The sequence below is a fragment of the Mesorhizobium sp. USDA 4775 genome (assembly GCF_054062655.1).
The window spans coordinates 3,608,609-3,626,294 of record NZ_JBSSFM010000001.1; the positions used below are offsets into that span (position 1 = coordinate 3,608,609).

General features: G+C 63.1%; 20 protein-coding genes. 9 read left to right on the forward strand and 11 right to left on the reverse strand.

What is annotated here, in order from left to right:
• A complete protein-coding gene (locus tag ACVILI_RS17525; RefSeq protein ID WP_019857765.1) occupies positions 1-1,296 on the forward strand; it encodes an SDR family oxidoreductase in 1,296 nt (431 codons plus the stop codon).
• A complete protein-coding gene (locus ACVILI_RS17530) occupies positions 1,293-1,772 on the forward strand; it encodes a DUF2269 family protein (protein ID WP_019857766.1) in 480 nt (159 codons plus the stop codon). The genes ACVILI_RS17525 and ACVILI_RS17530 overlap by 4 nt, the downstream gene beginning before the upstream one ends.
• Before the next feature lie 14 nt (positions 1,773-1,786).
• On the opposite strand, the gene ACVILI_RS17535 is transcribed toward ACVILI_RS17530, so the two are convergent.
• The 3 genes from ACVILI_RS17535 to ACVILI_RS17545 all read right to left on the reverse strand — a co-directional run bounded on the left by ACVILI_RS17535 (position 1,787) and on the right by ACVILI_RS17545 (position 5,001).
• Positions 1,787-2,413, reverse strand: a complete 627-nt coding sequence (locus ACVILI_RS17535) for a glutathione S-transferase family protein (RefSeq protein ID WP_019857768.1) — start codon at positions 2,411-2,413, stop codon at positions 1,787-1,789.
• A gap of 80 nt (positions 2,414-2,493) precedes the next feature.
• A complete protein-coding gene (locus ACVILI_RS17540; protein ID WP_038646407.1) occupies positions 2,494-3,705 on the reverse strand; it encodes an NADP-dependent isocitrate dehydrogenase in 1,212 nt (403 codons plus the stop codon).
• Positions 3,706-4,023: 318 nt separating this feature from the next.
• Positions 4,024-5,001 (reverse strand): right-handed parallel beta-helix repeat-containing protein, encoded by a 978-nt coding sequence (locus ACVILI_RS17545; RefSeq protein WP_240564667.1) that lies wholly within the window; start codon positions 4,999-5,001, stop codon positions 4,024-4,026.
• Between the two features lie 549 nt (positions 5,002-5,550).
• On the opposite strand from ACVILI_RS17545, the gene ACVILI_RS17550 reads away from it, so the two are divergent.
• A complete protein-coding gene (locus ACVILI_RS17550; RefSeq protein WP_069091984.1) occupies positions 5,551-6,462 on the forward strand; it encodes an RNA methyltransferase in 912 nt (303 codons plus the stop codon).
• Positions 6,455-7,243 (forward strand): glutamate racemase, encoded by a 789-nt coding sequence (gene murI, locus ACVILI_RS17555; protein WP_038652567.1) that lies wholly within the window; start codon positions 6,455-6,457, stop codon positions 7,241-7,243. Before ACVILI_RS17550 ends, murI begins: the two co-directional genes overlap by 8 nt.
• A gap of 81 nt (positions 7,244-7,324) precedes the next feature.
• Here the strand turns inward: murI and ACVILI_RS17560 are convergent, their stop codons facing one another.
• On the reverse strand, positions 7,325-8,707 hold the full coding sequence (locus ACVILI_RS17560) for an RNB domain-containing ribonuclease (RefSeq protein ID WP_038646414.1): 1,383 nt from the start codon (positions 8,705-8,707) through the stop codon (positions 7,325-7,327).
• A 9-nt stretch (positions 8,708-8,716) separates the two neighbouring features.
• Entirely contained in the window at positions 8,717-8,872 is a 156-nt protein-coding gene (locus tag ACVILI_RS17565) for a hypothetical protein (RefSeq protein WP_019857774.1), read from the reverse strand.
• Between ACVILI_RS17565 and ACVILI_RS17570 the strand changes: the two genes are divergently transcribed.
• On the forward strand, positions 8,871-9,059 hold the full coding sequence (locus tag ACVILI_RS17570; RefSeq protein ID WP_010909084.1) for a DUF3008 family protein: 189 nt from the start codon (positions 8,871-8,873) through the stop codon (positions 9,057-9,059). The genes ACVILI_RS17565 and ACVILI_RS17570 overlap by 2 nt on opposite strands.
• A 95-nt stretch (positions 9,060-9,154) precedes the next feature.
• On the opposite strand, the gene ACVILI_RS17575 is transcribed toward ACVILI_RS17570, so the two are convergent.
• The gene (locus ACVILI_RS17575; RefSeq protein ID WP_027042433.1) at positions 9,155-9,352 is read right to left on the reverse strand and encodes a hypothetical protein; all 198 of its coding nucleotides are present in this window, start codon (positions 9,350-9,352) and stop codon (positions 9,155-9,157) included.
• 372 nt (positions 9,353-9,724) lie between these two features.
• Between ACVILI_RS17575 and rpsD the strand changes: the two genes are divergently transcribed.
• The 4 genes from rpsD to ACVILI_RS17595 all read left to right on the forward strand — a co-directional run bounded on the left by rpsD (position 9,725) and on the right by ACVILI_RS17595 (position 12,658).
• Positions 9,725-10,342 carry a 30S ribosomal protein S4 gene (rpsD, locus tag ACVILI_RS17580; protein ID WP_013895883.1) on the forward strand — a complete coding sequence of 206 codons (618 nt, stop codon included), beginning with the start codon at positions 9,725-9,727 and terminating at the stop codon, positions 10,340-10,342.
• Positions 10,343-10,476: 134 nt separating this feature from the next.
• Positions 10,477-11,364 carry a tRNA 2-thiocytidine(32) synthetase TtcA gene (ttcA, locus tag ACVILI_RS17585; protein ID WP_038652570.1) on the forward strand — a complete coding sequence of 296 codons (888 nt, stop codon included), beginning with the start codon at positions 10,477-10,479 and terminating at the stop codon, positions 11,362-11,364.
• Positions 11,354-12,181, forward strand: a complete 828-nt coding sequence (locus tag ACVILI_RS17590) for an inositol monophosphatase family protein (RefSeq protein ID WP_038646418.1) — start codon at positions 11,354-11,356, stop codon at positions 12,179-12,181. Before ttcA ends, ACVILI_RS17590 begins: the two co-directional genes overlap by 11 nt.
• 69 nt (positions 12,182-12,250) lie before the next feature.
• On the forward strand, positions 12,251-12,658 hold the full coding sequence (locus ACVILI_RS17595) for a hypothetical protein (RefSeq protein WP_038646420.1): 408 nt from the start codon (positions 12,251-12,253) through the stop codon (positions 12,656-12,658).
• Between the two features lie 10 nt (positions 12,659-12,668).
• Here ACVILI_RS17595 and ACVILI_RS17600 read toward each other — a convergent pair whose 3' ends face one another.
• The 5 genes from ACVILI_RS17600 to purL form a co-directional block, all read right to left on the reverse strand.
• Positions 12,669-13,937: a multidrug effflux MFS transporter gene (locus ACVILI_RS17600; protein ID WP_019857778.1), complete on the reverse strand. Its 1,269-nt coding sequence runs from the start codon at positions 13,935-13,937 to the stop codon at positions 12,669-12,671.
• A 137-nt stretch (positions 13,938-14,074) separates the two neighbouring features.
• Positions 14,075-14,410 (reverse strand): Grx4 family monothiol glutaredoxin, encoded by a 336-nt coding sequence (gene grxD, locus ACVILI_RS17605; RefSeq protein WP_038646422.1) that lies wholly within the window; start codon positions 14,408-14,410, stop codon positions 14,075-14,077.
• Between the two features lie 153 nt (positions 14,411-14,563).
• On the reverse strand, positions 14,564-14,797 hold the full coding sequence (locus tag ACVILI_RS17610) for a BolA/IbaG family iron-sulfur metabolism protein (protein ID WP_010909092.1): 234 nt from the start codon (positions 14,795-14,797) through the stop codon (positions 14,564-14,566).
• 122 nt (positions 14,798-14,919) lie between these two features.
• A complete protein-coding gene (locus tag ACVILI_RS17615) occupies positions 14,920-15,444 on the reverse strand; it encodes a hypothetical protein (protein ID WP_038646425.1) in 525 nt (174 codons plus the stop codon).
• Entirely contained in the window at positions 15,441-17,672 is a 2,232-nt protein-coding gene (purL, locus tag ACVILI_RS17620) for a phosphoribosylformylglycinamidine synthase subunit PurL (protein ID WP_019857782.1), read from the reverse strand. Before purL ends, ACVILI_RS17615 begins: the two co-directional genes overlap by 4 nt.
• Positions 17,673-17,686: the final 14 nt, after the last annotated feature.

Below are 17,686 nucleotides of genomic sequence, written 5' to 3' on the forward strand. Positions count from 1 at the left end.
ATGAATGTTCTCGTCCTCGGTGGCTATGGGTTGATCGGGGACGCCGTCATTGGCCGTTTGCTTCGCGACGGTCATCATGTGACCGGTCTCGGCCGCGATGTTCAGGATGCCGGGCGGCGTCGGCCCGCGGTTCGCTGGATCGCGGCGGACATGTCGAAACTGCTTGCCGCCGAAGACTGGCTGCCGGTGGTTGCGGGCATGGACGCGGTGGTCAATGCGGCGGGCGCCTTGCAGGACGGCCCGCGCGACCGCCTCGACGCTGTTCATCGGGGCTCGGTGGTGGCACTCGTTGCTGCCTGCGAACAGGCCGGTGTTCACCGCTTTGCGCAGATCTCCGCGATCGGCGCCGATCTCGCTTCGGCAAATCCTTTCTTCAGCACCAAGGCGCAAGGCGACCAGGCCGTCGCAAGCTCCTCGCTGGCGTGGACCATCCTGCGGCCGGGCCTGGTGATCGCGCCCGCCGCCTATGGCGGAACGGCACTTCTGCGTGCCCTTGCGACATTTCCGGGTTTTGTTCCGGCCGTCATGACGCGCCAGCCGATCCAGACCGTGGCGGTCACCGACGTTGCCGAAGCGGTGTCACGGGCGGTCGCCGGATCGCTGCCGCCCCGACTTGCCGTCGATCTCGTTGAAGCCAATGCCAGACCGCTCGCCGAGGTCTTGACCGCCTTGCGTGCGTGGCTTGGCCTGCAGCCCGCAAGAGTGGTGCCGATGCCTGCCATTCTCGGCCGGCTTGCGGGCGCGGTTGCCGATATGCTTGGCATTCTCGGCTGGCGGTCCCCGCTGCGCAGCGCAGCCCTTGCTGCCGTGGCGCGCGGCGTCACGGGCGACGCAGCGGCTTGGAACCGAATTTCCGGCCGTCCGCTTCAGCCGCTGGAAGCAACGCTGGCCGATATGTCCGCCAATGTCCAGGAACGATGGTTCGGCCGCCTCTGGCTGGCAAAGCCTGTCATCTTCGCTTGCCTGTCCTTGTTCTGGCTTGTTTCGGGTGTCGTCGGTCTGATCCGGCAAGAGGCAGCGGCGGATATCCTTGTTTCGCACGGCGTCTCGGCGAGCCTCGCTCACATCTTGGTTCTCGTCGGAAGTGCTGCGGATATCCTGGTTGGCGCGGCTGTCGTGGTTCGATCCCTGGCCCGGCACGCGCTGCTGGCGATGATTGCGATCACGCTGTCCTATCTGGCGGGCGCGACGCTCCTTGTCCCCGGCCTATGGCTCGATCCACTGGGACCGCTGGTCAAGACGATCCCGGCGCTTTGCCTAGTGCTGGTGGCGCTCGCGGTGCTCGACGAGCGATGAGCCTCTGGGCCGACATATTGCGCTGGGCGCATGTTATCGGCGCCACGGTTCTGTTCGGCACTGGCGCCGGCATCGCCTTCTTCATGCTAATGGCGCAACGCAGCGGACGCGCCGACCTCGTCGCCCATGTCGCGGGCACGGTCGTCATCGCCGACACGATTTTTACGGCGACCGCCGTCATCGTGCAGCCGATCACGGGCGTGCTGCTGGCTCAGGCACTGGGCTGGCCGCTCAACGAAGGCTGGATCGTTCTGTCCTTGCTGCTTTATGTCGTCACCGGCCTGTTCTGGCTGCCGGTCGTCTGGATTCAGATCCGGATCCGCAACCTGGCGCGGCAGGCCGCCATCGAAAACGCGCCCCTGCCCGCCGAAGAGAAACGCCTGTTTCGCATCTGGTTTGCTTGCGGCTTGCCGGCTTTCGCCGCCGTGCTTGCCATTCTCTGGCTGATGGTGACCCGGCCCGAGATAGGGTTTTAGCGCCGCCTTGGCTCTCAATCGGCCTTTTCGGTCATGGCAAAGGCTTGTCTGGCCGCGATGCGGTCCCACCAGGCCTGAATCTCGGGAAACTCGGCCAGCAGCTTCTGCCCGTCGGCAACCTTGAGGAAATACGCGATGATCGGCGCGGCATGCAGGTCGGCCAGTGTCACGTGATCGCCGAGCAGCCAAGGTCCGGGAGCCTTGAGTGAGGTGAGTACCCTGAGGACCGTTTGGGCCTGGCTCAGGCCGCTAGCGATCAGGGTCTCATCCGGCTCTGGCTTTTCGAGCCGCTCGACGGCAACGTCCCAGACCATGGCGCGGTAGCCATAAGCGTCGAGCATGCCCGTCATCTGGCCCATCCTGGCGCGGCCACGCGTATCGGCGGGCTGCAGCGCCGGACCGTCGAAAGCCTCATCGACATAGCGGGTAATCGCATTCGTCTCGAAAAGGCGAAAACCGTCATGCTCGAAAGCCGGGATGCGGCCGAACGGGTGATGTTCGAGATACCAGGCCGGGATGCCCTCGGCGGCGAAGATGTCGAGCGGCACGAGTTCGTAGTCGATGCCCTTCTCCTCCAGCGCCATCCGCGCGATGCGCACATAGACGCTGTAGTCCGCGCCATAGAGGATCGGCTTGGTCATGCTGTCAGCCCTTCGCTTTCGCTGGCCCAAAAAAGGCGAAGGCTCCTTTCGGAGCCTTCGGCATGTGTAAAGCTGGGTTCTTAGGCCATCGCCTTCTGCAAGTTCTCGTCGATCTTGTCGAGGAAGCCGGTGGTCGAGAGCCAGGGCTGGTCGGGGCCGATCAAGAGCGACAGGTCCTTGGTCATGAAGCCGGACTCCACGGTCTGGATGCAGACCTTTTCCAGCGTCTCGGCGAAACGCTTCAGCTCGGCATTGTCGTCGAGCTTGGCGCGGTGCGCCAGCCCGCGCGTCCAGGCGAAGATCGAGGCGATCGAATTGGTCGAGGTTTCCTCGCCCTTCTGGTGCTGGCGGTAGTGGCGGGTGACGGTGCCGTGCGCGGCTTCGGCTTCCACCGTCTTGCCGTCGGGCGTCATCAGCACCGAGGTCATCAGGCCGAGCGAGCCAAAGCCCTGCGCCACCGTGTCGGACTGCACGTCGCCGTCGTAGTTCTTGCAGGCCCAGACATAGCCGCCCGACCATTTCAGGCTCGAGGCCACCATGTCGTCGATCAGGCGGTGCTCGTACCACAGCTTCTTCGCCTTGAACTCGGCCTCGAATTCAGCCTCGTAGACTTCCTGGAAAATGTCCTTGAAGCGGCCGTCATAGGCCTTGAGGATGGTGTTCTTGGTCGACAGATAGACCGGATAGTTGCGCAGCAGGCCGTAATTCAGCGAGGCGCGGGCGAATTCGCGGATCGACTCGTCGAGATTGTACATGGCCATGGCGACGCCGGCGCCGGGCGCGTCGAACACGTCATGTTCGATCACCTTTCCGTCCTCGCCGACGAACTTGATCGTCAGCTTGCCCTTGCCGGGGAAGCGGAAATCGGTGGCGCGGTACTGGTCGCCGAAGGCGTGGCGGCCGACGATGATCGGCTTGGTCCAGCCCGGCACCAGGCGCGGCACGTTCTTCATGATGATCGGCTCGCGGAAGATGGTGCCGCCGAGGATGTTGCGGATGGTGCCGTTCGGCGACTTCCACATCTTCTTCAGCTTGAACTCCTCGACGCGCTGTTCGTCGGGGGTGATCGTCGCGCATTTCACGCCGACGCCGTATTTCTTGATGGCGTTGGCCGAATCGATGGTCACCTGGTCGTTGGTGGCGTCGCGATGCTCGATGCCGAGATCGTAATATTCGAGCTTGAGGTCGAGATAAGGGTGGATCAGCTTGTCCTTGATGAACTGCCAGATGATGCGGGTCATCTCGTCGCCGTCGAGTTCGACGACCGGGTTCGCCACCTTGATCTTCGCCATGGAAAGAATGCCTCGTTCAACAGTTGGGGGATGGCGGGTCGGCCCCGCCAGGATAGGGACTTCGCCTATAGCAAAGCGATCCGGGCGGCGCAAACCGGGGCAATGCGGAAGCAGGCCGCTGCTGGCGCAATTCCAGGAAAAGTGTGAAGCGGCTTTTCGTTCGAAATTGCCGCAAAACAAGGGGACGGAGCGGTTCGGCGTTTCCGCGAACGGTGAACCGATCCTGCAATCGTGAACAAAATCGATGCCGCACCGCCCATCGAGAGGCAGGCGGCATCGCCTTTTTTTCATGCTGCCGCACGCAGGCGGCAGGCGCGCTTATTGCAGCGGCGTGCCGCCAGGGCCGGGGAAGGCCGTGATCGGTGTGCCGTCGACCACGTTGCCGGAGATCATGTTGTTCTTGAACGACTGGACGGCGCCGCTGCCGGTGTTGCTGACCCCGGTGACATTGCCAAACACCGTCGAGGCGCCGAGAAAGGCGATGGCGCTGCCGGCGCCGCTGGCGGCGGCGCCGTTGGCGTTGACGCCGACGCCGGCATTGGAACTGATCGTGGTGTTGACGATCGTCGCGCGTACCGACGATGCCGCGGCGACGGACTTGACCGCCACTCCGTTGCCGGTGTTGCCGCTGACCAGGCTGTCGGTCAGTGCCATATTCATGGCAGAGGTGTTGCCGGTGCCGTCGACAAGAATGCCATTGGCGCTGTTGGTCAGTTCCACCCTGGACAGGATGGCATTGATGCCAATGGCGCCAGTCGTTTTGATGAGAATGGCGCCACCGGCCGCCTCGGCTATCCGCGTATTGATCATGTAGAGTTCGCTGGCACCGTTGGGAAGAAATTCGACGCCATTGCTGGTCACCCGCTCGATGTTGCAGTCCTCGATATGCAGTTGACCTTGGCCGGTCATCCGCACGCCGTCGAGTCCGGTGCCCGCGCCGTCTATGTCGAGACCGCGAAGATGCACGACGGAGCCGACAGGCGTGTTTATGATGATGCCGTTCACGAGCGCCGAAAGCACACCGCCTTCAGTCGTTCTGCAGTCGATGGTGATGGATTTGGTGATGGTGACCGCGCCAAATCCGCCCGGGTCCAGACAGTTGATCTCGCCGGCCGTCGCCGTCTTCGAGATGGCGCCGGCAAACGTCTTGCAAGGTGCCGTTCGGCTGCATGGATCGGCATCGTTGCCGACGCCGGAAACCCAGGTGCGTGTCGCTTGCGCGGAAGCCGGAGCAATCAGGAAGACTGATGCCAGAAGCAACACAGCGATTGAAAGGAAAAATCGTAAGACGTTCATTTGCCCCTCCTGACGTTTGGCCAACACCCGTGTCGGCCATTGAAAACCCGTGTCGAAACGCTTGGGGCATAGATAAATGACAGGAGCGTGCAAGACACGCTCCGTCTTCAAAATGCATTCTCCGATACAGCTTGACCCCAAGCGGTTTTGATATTGCAATTTCCTAAGATTATGTCACAGCGACAGGCGCATCGCTGTATTTAAATATACATATAGCTAATAGGTTATTTCTGTAACCGGAAGATGTTGCCGATAAGAAGAGTAAGGTTGGGCCATCAGGGAGTATAGGGTTGGATAGCTTGTCGTCGCCAGAGTGCCGCGATGCCCACATCTCCACCATCTCTTGAGAAGAAGGAGCACATGGCTGGTCTGCTTGTACGGGCGCGTGACCATTTGCTCGAGCCCGCCGATGGAGCGAATTTGGATTTCTCGCGCAAACACAGGGGTGGCGAGACAAGGCTATTTGTCGCCAGGTCACCGACAACTCTTCAAAAAGCCGTATCGATATGGCAGGACGCGGTGACCTCGTAGCGCAATTATCTGGAACACATGACCGGAACAGACTTTCAGCGTGGCCCCGGCGGTCCGGCGATCATCCTCGTCGAGCCGCAGCTCGGCGAGAACATCGGCATGGTCGCGCGCGCCATGGCCAATTTCGGCCTGTCGGAACTGCGTCTGGTCAATCCGCGAGACGGCTGGCCGAGCGAGAAGGCGCGCGCCGCCGCCAGCCGTGCCGACCATGTCATCGACGCCGTGAAGGTGTTCGACGATCTGGCCTCGGCGCTTGCCGACCTGAATTTCGTTTTCGCCACAACCGCCAGGCAGCGCGACGGCTTCAAGGCCGTGCGCGGGCCGGTGGAAGCGGGCAGGGTGCTGCGCGCCCGCCATGGCATGGGGCAGCGCACCGGCATCCTGTTCGGCCGCGAGCGCTTCGGTCTCTACAATGACGAGGTCGGGCTCGCCGACGAGATCGTCACCTTTCCCGTCGATCCCGATTTCTCCTCGCTCAACATCGCACAGGCCGCGCTGCTGATGTCTTATGAGTGGATGAAGTCCGGCCTCGAGGACGAGACCAAGACCAATTTCACCGGGCCGCAGATGAAGCCGGCCAGCAAGGAAGAACTGCACGGCCTTTTTGCCTATCTCGAAGGCGCATTGGAAGCGCGCGGCTATTTCCGGCCGGCGCCGAAGAAGCCCAAGATGGTCGACAATCTGCGCGCCGTGCTGACGCGCGCCGGCTTTGCCGAGCCGGAGTTGAAGGTGCTGCGCGGCATCATCTCCTCGCTTGACAGATTTTCGCCGGCAATGCCGCGCGGCGACGGCTCGCCGGGCGATGATCCAAGGCGGCTTCCGGCCGCCGCGCGCGCCGGCAAGGCAGAGGCAGATCGCCAGGCGCACAAGCCTATGGGTGACGATGAGGACGCGCCGCCGCTGGGTGGCAAGGGAACCGACAATGACTGACCAGCCGATCCTGATGTTCGATTCCGGCGTCGGCGGGCTGACCGTGCTGCGCGAGGCGCGCGTGCTGATGCCGGACCGGCGCTTCGTCTATGTCGCGGACGACGCGGCCTTTCCTTTCGGCGCCTGGGAAGAGCCGGCACTGCGCACCCACATACTCGAACTCTTCGCCAAATTGCTCGACCAGTTTGCGCCTGCGATTTCCGTCATCGCCTGCAACACCGCCTCGACGCTGGTGATCGATGCGCTGCGCGAGAGGTTTCCCGGCCATCCCTTCGTCGGCACCGTGCCGGCGGTCAAGCCGGCGGCGGAGCGCACCCGCTCCGGTCTGGTCTCCGTGCTGGCGACGCCGGGTACGGTGAAGCGGCAATACACGCGCGACCTGATCAGCAAATGGGCGCAGAAATGCCATGTCCGCCTGGTTGGCAGCGACAGGCTGGCGGGCCTTGCCGAAGTCTATATGCGCGAGGGCTTTGTCGACGAGGAAGCCGTGCGCGCCGAGATCGCGCCCTGTTTCATGGAACATGAGGGGCTCAGGACCGACATTGTCGTGCTGGCCTGCACGCACTATCCGTTCCTGGTCAACCGCATGCGCAAGACCGCGCCATGGCCGGTCGACTGGATCGATCCGGCCGAAGCGATCGCAAGGCGTGCCCTTTCGCTCTTGCCGCCCGTCGACGGGGCGCTGCCGCAAGGCGAACCCGACATCGCCGTCTTTACGTCAGGCAAGGCGGACTTTGCCGTCGGCCGGCTGATGCAGGGCTTTGGACTGTCCGTGAGGTAATGCATGTCGCCCAAAAGTGACCTCGGTTTTGGGAAAACGACATGCATAAAATCAAGACCCAAGCGGCGGAGCGCCAGTCGCTCAAACGGGTTCGAAGACGATGCTGCGTTGATCCGGATCGGCCGAGGCCAGCTTTAGCGTCACGCCGTCGCCCTGCCTGAGACCGGAGGCCTTTACGGTGGCAACGACAGGCATGTCGGCAAGCTGAACGCGCACGCCATGGTCGACGAAGTCGGTGACGACGGCCTTGAACGTTTCCCCTTCGCGTCCCCTGAGCATCACCGCCTCGGCAAGGTCGATGGCCGCATGGTTGATTTGCGAAGCGCGGGCATCCCCACGTCCCATCACCTTCGGCAGTCCGGCGAACGCATCGGTGACAGCCTGCGGCACGGGCTGGCCGTTGGCGATAGCCAGCGCGCAGCGCACGACATAGCGATCGGCCAATCGCCTGAGTGGCGCGGTTGCATGGGCATAGGTCGCAGCCATCGCCTCATGCCAGGGAACGACACCGTCCTGGTAGGGCTGGTAGGACGCGCCATTGCCCGCGCGGCGGATTTCCAGCATCAACGCCGCCTGTTTCGGATCAGCCGGATCGAGTGTGTGCTGGTAGTCGCGCAGGCTGGTTGAGGCCGGCCAGGACAGACCGAGCGCCCGTGCCGCGTTGCGCAGTCTCTGCACCTTGGAAGCATCCGGCCCAGACATCACACGGAACAAGCCGGTCTTGTGCGCGAACATGGCGTCGGCGATCGCCATATTGGCGGCCAGTGAAAGCGCGGCGTTGTCTTGTTCGGATTGCAGGATCGGTCTGAACGAAAGCCGGAAGCTGCCATCGGCAAGCCTTTCCACCTCCTGCTCGGGCGGGTCGACGCGCGACGCGCCGCGACGCTCTTCGTTTGCCGCCATGCGCCGCGCCATTTCGGCGAAGTCGGCCGGAACGTCGGAGGCCTTTACGCTGTCATAGGCGAGCTTCGCGCGGCTTTGGATGATTGCCCGCTCCGCGCCGTCCAACTTTACCGCGCCATCCTTAGCGACCCGAACGGTGAAGATCACGGCTGGACGTGGTCCGTCCGGCAACAGGCTCGCCGCGCCCTCGGCAATTGCCGGCGGATAGAGCCCGGCCTTGCCGTCCGGCAGGTACAGCGTCTCGCCTCGCGTCCAGGCTTCGCGATCCAGCGCGTCGCCGTCCTCGACGAACCATGCAACGTCGGCAATGGCATAATACAAGAGAAGATCGCCGCCGCTTGCCTCGATCCAGAACGCCTGGTCAAGATCGGTGGAGGCCGCCGGATCGAGCGTAACGAAGGGCATGTCCGTTCGATCGGCATGCTGGTTCGGCACGCGTCTGGCCGCCGCCTCCGCCGTGGCCATCACGTCAGCCGGAAATCCATCCGGCACGTGGAATTCGGTGCGGATTTTCGCCAGGCCGGTGGAGAGCGCTTGTGAGGGGTCTGTAAGAGACTTCATGCGGCCGTCCTACACTAGGGTTTCGGACACGGGAAGGCCGCCGACGAATTCGCCAAAGCTGGCTGCCTGACCGGCGGCGATCGGACGAGAACCGGGGCCAAAGGCACTGGAACCGCCCTCGAAGAGCGGCGTTTTCCCTGCCTGATAGCAAAGGAGAACCGCCATGCCAGCCACCTCGAAAGCCCAGCAGAAAGCCGCCGGCGCCGCACTCTCCGCCAAGCGCGGCGAGACGAAAAAGAGCGAGCTCAAAGGCGCTTCCAAAGGAATGTACGAATCCATGAGCGAAAAGCAGCTTGAGGAATTCGCCGAGACCAAGCGTAAAGGGCTGCCTGAAAAGAAGTCGAAAGACTGAGTGTCGTTCGTGAAACGCCGACCCAAGCAAACAAGGCCCGCAGCGGAACCGCGGGCCTTGTTTCTAGTGCAAAGTCCGTAGGCGGATGTTTTGCCTTACCAGCGATGGCAGCGCCGTATCCGCTCGACGATCACCCTGCGGTGGCCATGCCGCCACACCACCCTTTTCTTCACGATGATGCGGCAGACCTGTTTATGGCCGTGCCAATGGCGCGCCATGGCCGGTTCCGGCGCAACCGCCATCGATCCGGCCAATACCGCGGCACCGGCCAAGGTAAGGAAGAACTTCTTCATGCTGATTGGACTCCTCTAGCTCCAGATCCCTTCCTGGTGCCGTTGGCGCAAACCTCCCGCCACATCCGGCATCGCTCAACGCCGGGAACGCTATAGGGTTGCGTTGCGCCGCGCCACTCACAAGCTTGACACCGGTTAAATCTCGGTTTAACCAGCCGCCAACGCCGGGCAGCGATGTCCGGTGTTTGTTTTGTATGCGCAAGACCGGTTGCCTTGGTTTCTGGTTTTGTTTGAACTGACGTGTCCCGTGGGTTTTCCGCCGCGTTGCGTGGGAAAGCCCTGTCAGGTCTCGAAAACGGAGGCCAGAGGAGGGCGCGTTTCCTTCACCCGGACCATGAGGTGCCGGGTGTGTTGTTTTGAAAAGGGAATGCGATGAGCAAGCGCGAATCCGCGAAATACAAGATCGACCGTCGTCTCGGCGAAAATATCTGGGGCCGCCCGAAGTCCCCGGTCAACAAGCGTGAATACGGCCCCGGCCAGCACGGCCAGCGCCGCAAGGGCAAGCTTTCCGACTTCGGCCTGCAGCTGCGCGCCAAGCAGAAGCTGAAGGGTCACTATGGCGACGTTTCGGAAAAGCAGTTCCGCAAGGTCTATGAAGAGGCCGACCGCCGCAAGGGCGACACCTCGGAGAACCTGATCGGCCTGCTCGAATCGCGTCTCGACGCGGTCGTCTACCGCGCCAAGTTCGTGCCGACCATTTTCGCGGCCCGTCAGTTCGTCAACCACGGCCACGTCAACGTCAACGGCAAGCGCGTCAACATCGGCTCGTACCGCTGCAAGCCGGGCGACGTCGTCGAAGTGCGCGAAAAGTCGAAGCAGTTGGTCATCGTCCTGGAATCGGTCGGCCTCGCCGAGCGCGACGTGCCGGACTACATCGAAGCCGACCACAACAAGATGGTCGCGACCTTCTCGCGCATCCCTGGCCTGGCGGACGTTCCGTTCGCGGTCCAGATGGAGCCGAACCTGGTCGTCGAATTCTATTCGCGCTAAGCGAACGCTTTTTAGCGATACCGAAAAGGCCGCCCTCGAGGCGGCCTTTTTGTTTGGCGCATCCGCTTTGCCGTTTCGATTTTCCGGCCAATGCGCTAATCCGGGCGGACATTACATTCCGGGGCCGCCGCGCCATGAACATGCTGCCAGACATCGAGACGCTTGAGCCGACCGCCGAAGGCGGCTCCCACCCGCTGTTCGCCGATGTGCCATCCTCGGTCGAGTTCAACAAATTGCGCAAGCGGCTGCTGCGGCTGACCCGCCAGGCGATCGAGGATTTCGCGATGGTGGAGCCGGGACAGCGCTGGCTGGTCGCGCTGTCGGGCGGCAAGGATTCCTACGGCCTGCTTGCCTTGCTGCTCGACCTCAAATGGCGCGGGCTGCTGCCGGTCGAATTGCTGGCCTGCAATCTCGATCAGGGCCAGCCGAATTTCCCCAAGCACATCCTGCCCGACTATCTCAACGCCAACGGAATTGCCCACCGCATCGAGTACCAGGACACCTATTCGGTGGTCACCGACAAGCTGCCGCAAGGCAGCACCTATTGCTCGCTCTGTTCACGGCTGCGGCGCGGCCATCTCTACCGCATCGCGCGCGAGGAGGGGTGCTCGGCACTGGTGCTCGGCCATCATCGCGAGGACATTCTCGAAACCTTTTTCATGAACTTGTTCCATGGTGGCCGTCTCGCCGCCATGCCGCCAAAGCTGCTCAACGACGAAGGCGACGTCATGGTGCTGCGGCCGCTGAGCTATTGCGCCGAGATCGACCTCGAAAAATTCGCCGCGGCGATGCGGTTCCCGATCATTCCTTGCGACCTCTGCGGCAGCCAGGAAGGTCTCCAGCGCAACGCCATGAAGGCGATGCTGGAGGATATCGAAAAGCGCATGCCCGGCCGCAAGGACACCATGATCCGCGCCCTGTCCAACACCAGGCCGTCGCATCTCCTCGACAGGAAACTGTTCGATTTCGCCGCCCTGAACCAGACCCTCATCACAGGACAAGACGCATCCGATGACATTTGACGACAACGCGATCGACTGGCTGGCCAACCTGCTGGCCGAGGCCGCCGACACCGAAGTCATGCCCCGCTTCCGCCGGCTGGGCGATGGCGACGTCAGGCAGAAGACCTCAGCCGCCGATCTGGTGACGGAAGCGGACGTCAACGCCGAGCGGCTGATCACCGCCAGGCTGCGCCAGCGTTATCCCTCGGCCATGGTTGTCGGCGAGGAAGCCTGTTCCGACGACCCGACGCTGCTCGATGGCCTGGGCGACGCCGATCTGGCCTTCGTCATCGACCCGGTCGACGGCACCTTCAATTTCGCCTCCGGCGTGCCGCTGTTCGGCGTCATGCTCGGCGTCGTGGTCAAGGGCGAGACGGTCGCCGGCATCATCCATGATCCGGTCGGCAAGGACTGGCTGATCGGCGCCAAGGGTGCGGGCAGTCATATCCGCCATGCGCATGGTACGCTGGAGACAGTGTGGGTTGCGGCGAGCGCGCCGATCGCGCAGATGACCGGCGCGGTTTCCTGGCAGTACATGGCCGAGCCCGACCGCACGCGGCTGGCCTGCAACCAGACCAAGACGCTGTCGCAGTTCAACTACCGCTGCGCCGCCCACGAATACCGCTTGCTGGCGAGCGGCCATGGCCATTTCGTCGTCTACAACAAGCTGATGCCATGGGATCATCTGGCCGGCGTGCTGATCCATGCGGAGGCCGGCGGCCATGCCGCGCGCTTCGACGGCACAGCCTATCTGCCGTCGCATGTCGGCGGCGGCCTGCTGGTCGCCCCCGATCCTGAAAGCTGGCAGGAGTTGCGCCGAGAGCTGTGGGCTGGGTAGGATCACTTCCAGAGGCCGGCGCTTGACCGTGCGCGGCCGAAGAGTTGGTGCTTTCGCGCAGGCCCTCGGATGAAACCTCGGTTCGCAATTTTCGCGGCGGCTCTCGCTGCCGTCTTGTTTGCAAGCGCCAACACGGCAATCGCGCAAGAGCGCCCCTGCCACAGCACCGATCCGGTCGACACCCTCAAGGAGATGTCGGAGGCTATCTATGCCTGCTGGATGCCGCCAGCGGGAACCGCGGGCATGTCGCTGACGCTGCAGTTCTCGCTGCGCCGCAACGGCACGCTGATCGGCAAGCCTCGCGCCACCTATTCGGATCTGGGGACCAATCCGCAACTCAGCCGGGCCTTCGTGGCATCCATACTCAAGGCGCTCGACGATGCGCTGCCATTGCCCTTTTCGGACAGTATGGGCGGTGCAATCGCCGGGCGCACGCTTGCGCCTCGATTCACGGCGGCACTTGTAGGTGCATCCTGACGCACGTGGTCTAATGCAGGTCGGTGACATGCCCTGAAATGGGTGGATTGTGCGGCTGGAACATCTTGCCGCGCTCAGCGATGAGGATCATCAGCAGCGCCGCGACCGAGACGCTGCAGAATCCGGCGGCAAGCGGCGTCACCGTGCCGTTGAAAGCCTGGCCGATCAGCGTGCCGAGAATGCCGCCGAGAAACGTCTGCATGAAACCCAGTATGGACGATGCCGTGCCGGCCAGTTGGCCGAGCGGCTCCATCGCCAATGCGTTGAAATTGGCGCCAAGCGCACCGAAGGGAAGCATGGCGCTGGCAAAGAAGGTGATGAACAGCCAGAGCGGCATCTTGATTTCCAGCGAAACCACCAGCCAGGCCAGGCTGATGACCAGAAACAAAAGCAGCGCGCTCTGCGACAGCCGGCGCATGCCGATGCGGCCGACAAGCCGCGAGTTCAGGAAATTGGAGAAGGCGAGCACGCCGGCGACCCCGGCGAAGATGACCGGGAACATCTCGCCGACGTTGAAGATGCCGACATAGATCTGCTGCGCCGAGGCGATGAAGCCGAACATGGCGGCGAAGATGAAAGTGCTGGCAAAGGCGTAGCAGAGCGCGATGCGGTTGGTGAGCACGATGCGGAATCCGCCGAGGACGGAGGAAACCGTCAGTTGCCGGCGATATTCGGGCCGCAGCGTTTCAGGCAGGCGCAGCAGCGACCATGCCGACACGATCAGCGCGCCGACGGCCATGGTGACGAAGATATAGTGCCAGGTCGCGAACAGCATGATGAACTGGCCGATGCCCGGCGCAATGACCGGTATGGCCATGAACACCATGAAGATCAGCGACATCACCTCCGCCATGCGCCGGCCTTCGAACGTATCGCGCACGATCGAGACCGCGATGACGCGCGTGGCCGCCGCGCCGATGCCTTGCACGGCGCGGCACATCAACAGCGTTTCAAAGCTTGGCGCGATGGCGGCGGCGGCGGCTGCCGCCACATAGATGATCAGCCCGGCGACGAGCGGCGAGCGGCGGCCGAACCGGTCGGAGATCGGCCCGAAGAACAACTGGCCGCCACCAAAACCCAGAATGTAGGCGGTGACCACATATTGCCGGTGGTTTTCATTCTCGACGCCGAGCGAGGCGCCGATCTGCTGCAGCGCCGGCAGCATGATGTCGATGGCCAGCGAATTCAGCGCCATCAGCGCCGCGCACAGCGCAATGAACTCCCAGCGCGGAATAGGCAGTTTGCTTGCCGATTGCGGCGCTGTTGATTGCTGGTCCACGGCAAGTCCGATCTCTCAAACGAAAACGCGCCGGCGGGCCGGCGCATTGGCTCGTCTTGGTCCCGATACCGGGACATAAAGATTGCCGAGGTGGGGCTGCCCCGGTGTTCAATGCAGTCGTTACGACATGCCCAAAATCAGGCGGCGCCTTTGACGCTGACGCCCTTTTCGACCAGGAAGGTCTGCAACTCGCCGGCCTGGAACATCTCGCGGACAATATCGCAGCCGCCGACGAATTCGCCCTTGACGTAGAGCTGGGGGATCGTCGGCCAGTTGGAATAGTCCTTGATGCCCTGGCGCAGTTCAGCCGAATCCAGGACATTCACGCCTTTGTAGTCGGCGCCTATATAGTCGAGGATCTGGACGACCTGTCCGGAAAAACCGCACTGCGGAAAACCGGGCGTGCCCTTCATGAAAAGCACGACGTCGTTGCCCTTCACTTCATTGTCGATGTAGTCGTTCATACCGCTCATGGAATATCCTTTCACGCCTGTGGGAGTCAGGCTCGAAGCATGTCTTTCAAATAAACCCATAGGTTGCCCGAAACAAGACATTAGCCGCGCCATGGCCGAAATGGCGCAAAGGATGGGCGGGTTTGGGCCAAGCGGGTGTTGGCCGGAACGGCCTCAGTCGGGAACGCTGGTCTGCAGCGCAAGTGCGTGCAGCACGCCGCCCATATTGCCCTTCAGCGCATCATAGACCATCTGGTGCTGCTGGACGCGGCTTTTTCCCCGAAAGCTCTCGGCGACGACTTCAGCCGCATAGTGGTCGCCGTCGCCGGCGAGGTCGCGGATCGTCACCTTGGCGTCCGGAATGCCGTCCTTGATCAGTTTTTCGATGTCGTGGGCATCCATTGCCATTGCAGAATTCCTATTTCGGGCGGGCGGCAATGTGGCCGCCCTTGCGATGAGAGTCGGGGTAAACCTAAAGCCTTTCCGGCCGCGATTGAAGCCGTTCCATCCGCCGCCGGCGCGATTGTCGCCTAGGACGCATTCTCCTCCGGATCGACCGCATCGGCCGCTGGGTCGTCTTCGCGCATCGAGAAGGTGCGGCCAAGACTGAAAACCAGGATATAGAGGGGGATGTTGACCGCAAGATTGGCGATCGGCAGGTAGCCGGTGATCTGCCAGACGGGCGAGAAGAACGGTTGGCCATAGCCGTCGCAGACAAACGACGAGCCATATTCCCACAAGGCGCCCAGAACGGCCGCGACGGCGAAAAGCTTGATGCAGGTGACGATCCGGTTTGTTCGTGCCGGGTCCGGCAGAAGCCGGTTCCAGAACACCAGACAGACGATCGGAACCGCATAGATGAGGTTCTGCAGCACCAGCATAGGCAGCGTGCCGTTGGCCGCGTCAAGGAACTCGGCGCGCGTTTCCAGCCGCGGGCAAACCTCGCTCGAGGTTGTCGACAACAGGAAAAAGACGAACGGCCCGAGGAACCAGAAGAAGAACAGCGACGGCCAGAAAACGACTGCAAGCAGCGCCCGGGCAGCCAGTGTGCTCAACTGGCCTGGTCCATGAAGCGCGGGAACCAGCCTTCATGGGCAGCCTTCAAATCGCTGACCGGGATTGCCCTGGCATCGCCGAGCTTCAGCGCATCGCCTCCGGTCGAGCCGATCCACGGCGCGAAGATGCCGAGTTCGCCCTGCTGTTTGCGGATGGCGTCCCATTCCTCGCCATGCGGGTCGATCGACAGCGTCAGCAGATAGCGGCCCTGATCCTCGCCGAACCACACGGGGATCGGATCGGTGCCGACAAGGCCGGGAACAGTCGCGCCGATGCCCGACGCCATCGCCATTTCGGCCAGCGCCACGGCGATGCCGCCATCGGAAACGTCATGCGCCGCAGTGACGATGCCGGAGGCGATCAGCGTGCGCACATGGTCGCCGACGCGCTTCTCATGCGCGAGGTCGACCGGCGGCGGCGGACCGTCGGTGCGGCCATGGATGTCTCTGAAATAGACGGACTGACCAAGATGCGTGCCCCAGGAGGCTGGCGCGCCGACCAGCAGGATCATCTGGCCCTCAGCCGCAAAGCCGATGCGCACCATCTTCGACCAGTCAGCGATCAGCCCGACTCCGCCGATGGTCGGTGTCGGCAGGATGCCCTGGCCGTTGGTCTCGTTGTAGAGCGAGACATTGCCCGACACGATCGGGAAGCCGAGCGCGCGGCAGGCGTCGCCGATGCCTTTCACCGCGCCGACCAGCTGGCCCATGATTTCGGGCCTTTCCGGATTGCCGAAATTGAGGTTGTCGGTCGCCGCCAGCGGCAGTGCGCCGGTGGCTGTCAGGTTGCGCCAGCACTCGGCCACGGCCTGCTTGCCGCCTTCATAGGGATCGGCTTCGCAATAGCGCGGCGTCACGTCCGACGAGAAGGCGAGCGCCTTGGTCTCATGGCCTTCCACCCGCACCACGCCGGCATCGCCACCGGGAAGCTGCAGCGAATTGCCCTGGATCAGCGTGTCGTACTGCTCCCAGACCCAGCGGCGCGACGACAGGTCCGGTCCGCCGAGCAGCTTCAGCAGCGCATCGGCAACATCGGCCTGCGGAATGTCGTTGGCGGCGAGCGGCGCCGGCTTCTTCGGCTCGATCCAGGGGCGGTCATATTCCGGCGCCTTGTCGCCGAGATCCTTGATCGGCAGATCGGCGACCTGGTTGCCCTGGTGCAGCACGCGGAAGCGCAGATCGTCGGTGGTCTTGCCGACAATGGCGAAGTCGAGGCCCCATTTGTGGAAGATCGCCTCGGCTTCCTTTTCCTTCTCGGGGCGCAGCACCATCAGCATGCGCTCCTGGCTTTCCGACAGCATCATCTCGTAGGCGCTCATGCGCTCCTCGCGCACCGGCACCTTGTCGAGATCGAGCTCGATGCCGAGGTCGCCCTTGGCGCCCATCTCGACCGCCGAACAGGTGAGGCCGGCCGCACCCATGTCCTGGATGGCGATGACGGCGCCCGAGGCCATCAGCTCGAGGCAGGCCTCGAGCAGGCACTTTTCGGTGAAGGGGTCGCCGACCTGCACGGTCGGGCGCTTCTCGTCGATCTTGTCGTCGAACTCGGCCGACGCCATGGTGGCGCCGCCGACGCCATCGCGGCCGGTCTTGGCGCCGAGATAGACGACCGGCAGCCCGACGCCCTTGGCTTCCGACAGGAAGATGGCATTGGTCTTGGCGAGGCCCGCGGCAAAAGCGTTGACCAGGATGTTGCCGTTGTAGCGGGCGTCGAAATTGACCTCGCCGCCGACTGTCGGCACGCCGAAGGAATTACCGTAGCCGCCGACGCCCGAAACCACGCCGGCGACGAGATGCCTGGTCTTGGGGTGGTCAGGCGCGCCGAAGCGCAGCGCGTTCATCGCCGCGATCGGTCGTGCGCCCATGGTGAAGACGTCGCGCAAAATGCCGCCGACGCCGGTCGCCGCGCCTTGATAGGGCTCGATGAAGGAGGGGTGGTTGTGGCTCTCCATCTTGAAGACGACGCAGTCGCCGTCCCCAATGTCGACCACGCCGGCATTCTCGCCCGGCCCCTGGATGACCTGCGGTCCTGTCGTGGGCAGCGTGCGCAGCCACTTCTTGGAGGATTTATAGGAGCAGTGCTCGTTCCACATTGCCGAGAAGATGCCGAGCTCGGTAAAGCTCGGCTCGCGTCCGACGAGGTCCAGGATGCGCTGATATTCGTCGGGCTTCAGCCCATGCGCGGCAATGAGCTCTGGGGTGATCGGCACGGAATTGGAAATGGTCATGGGCGGTGATTTAT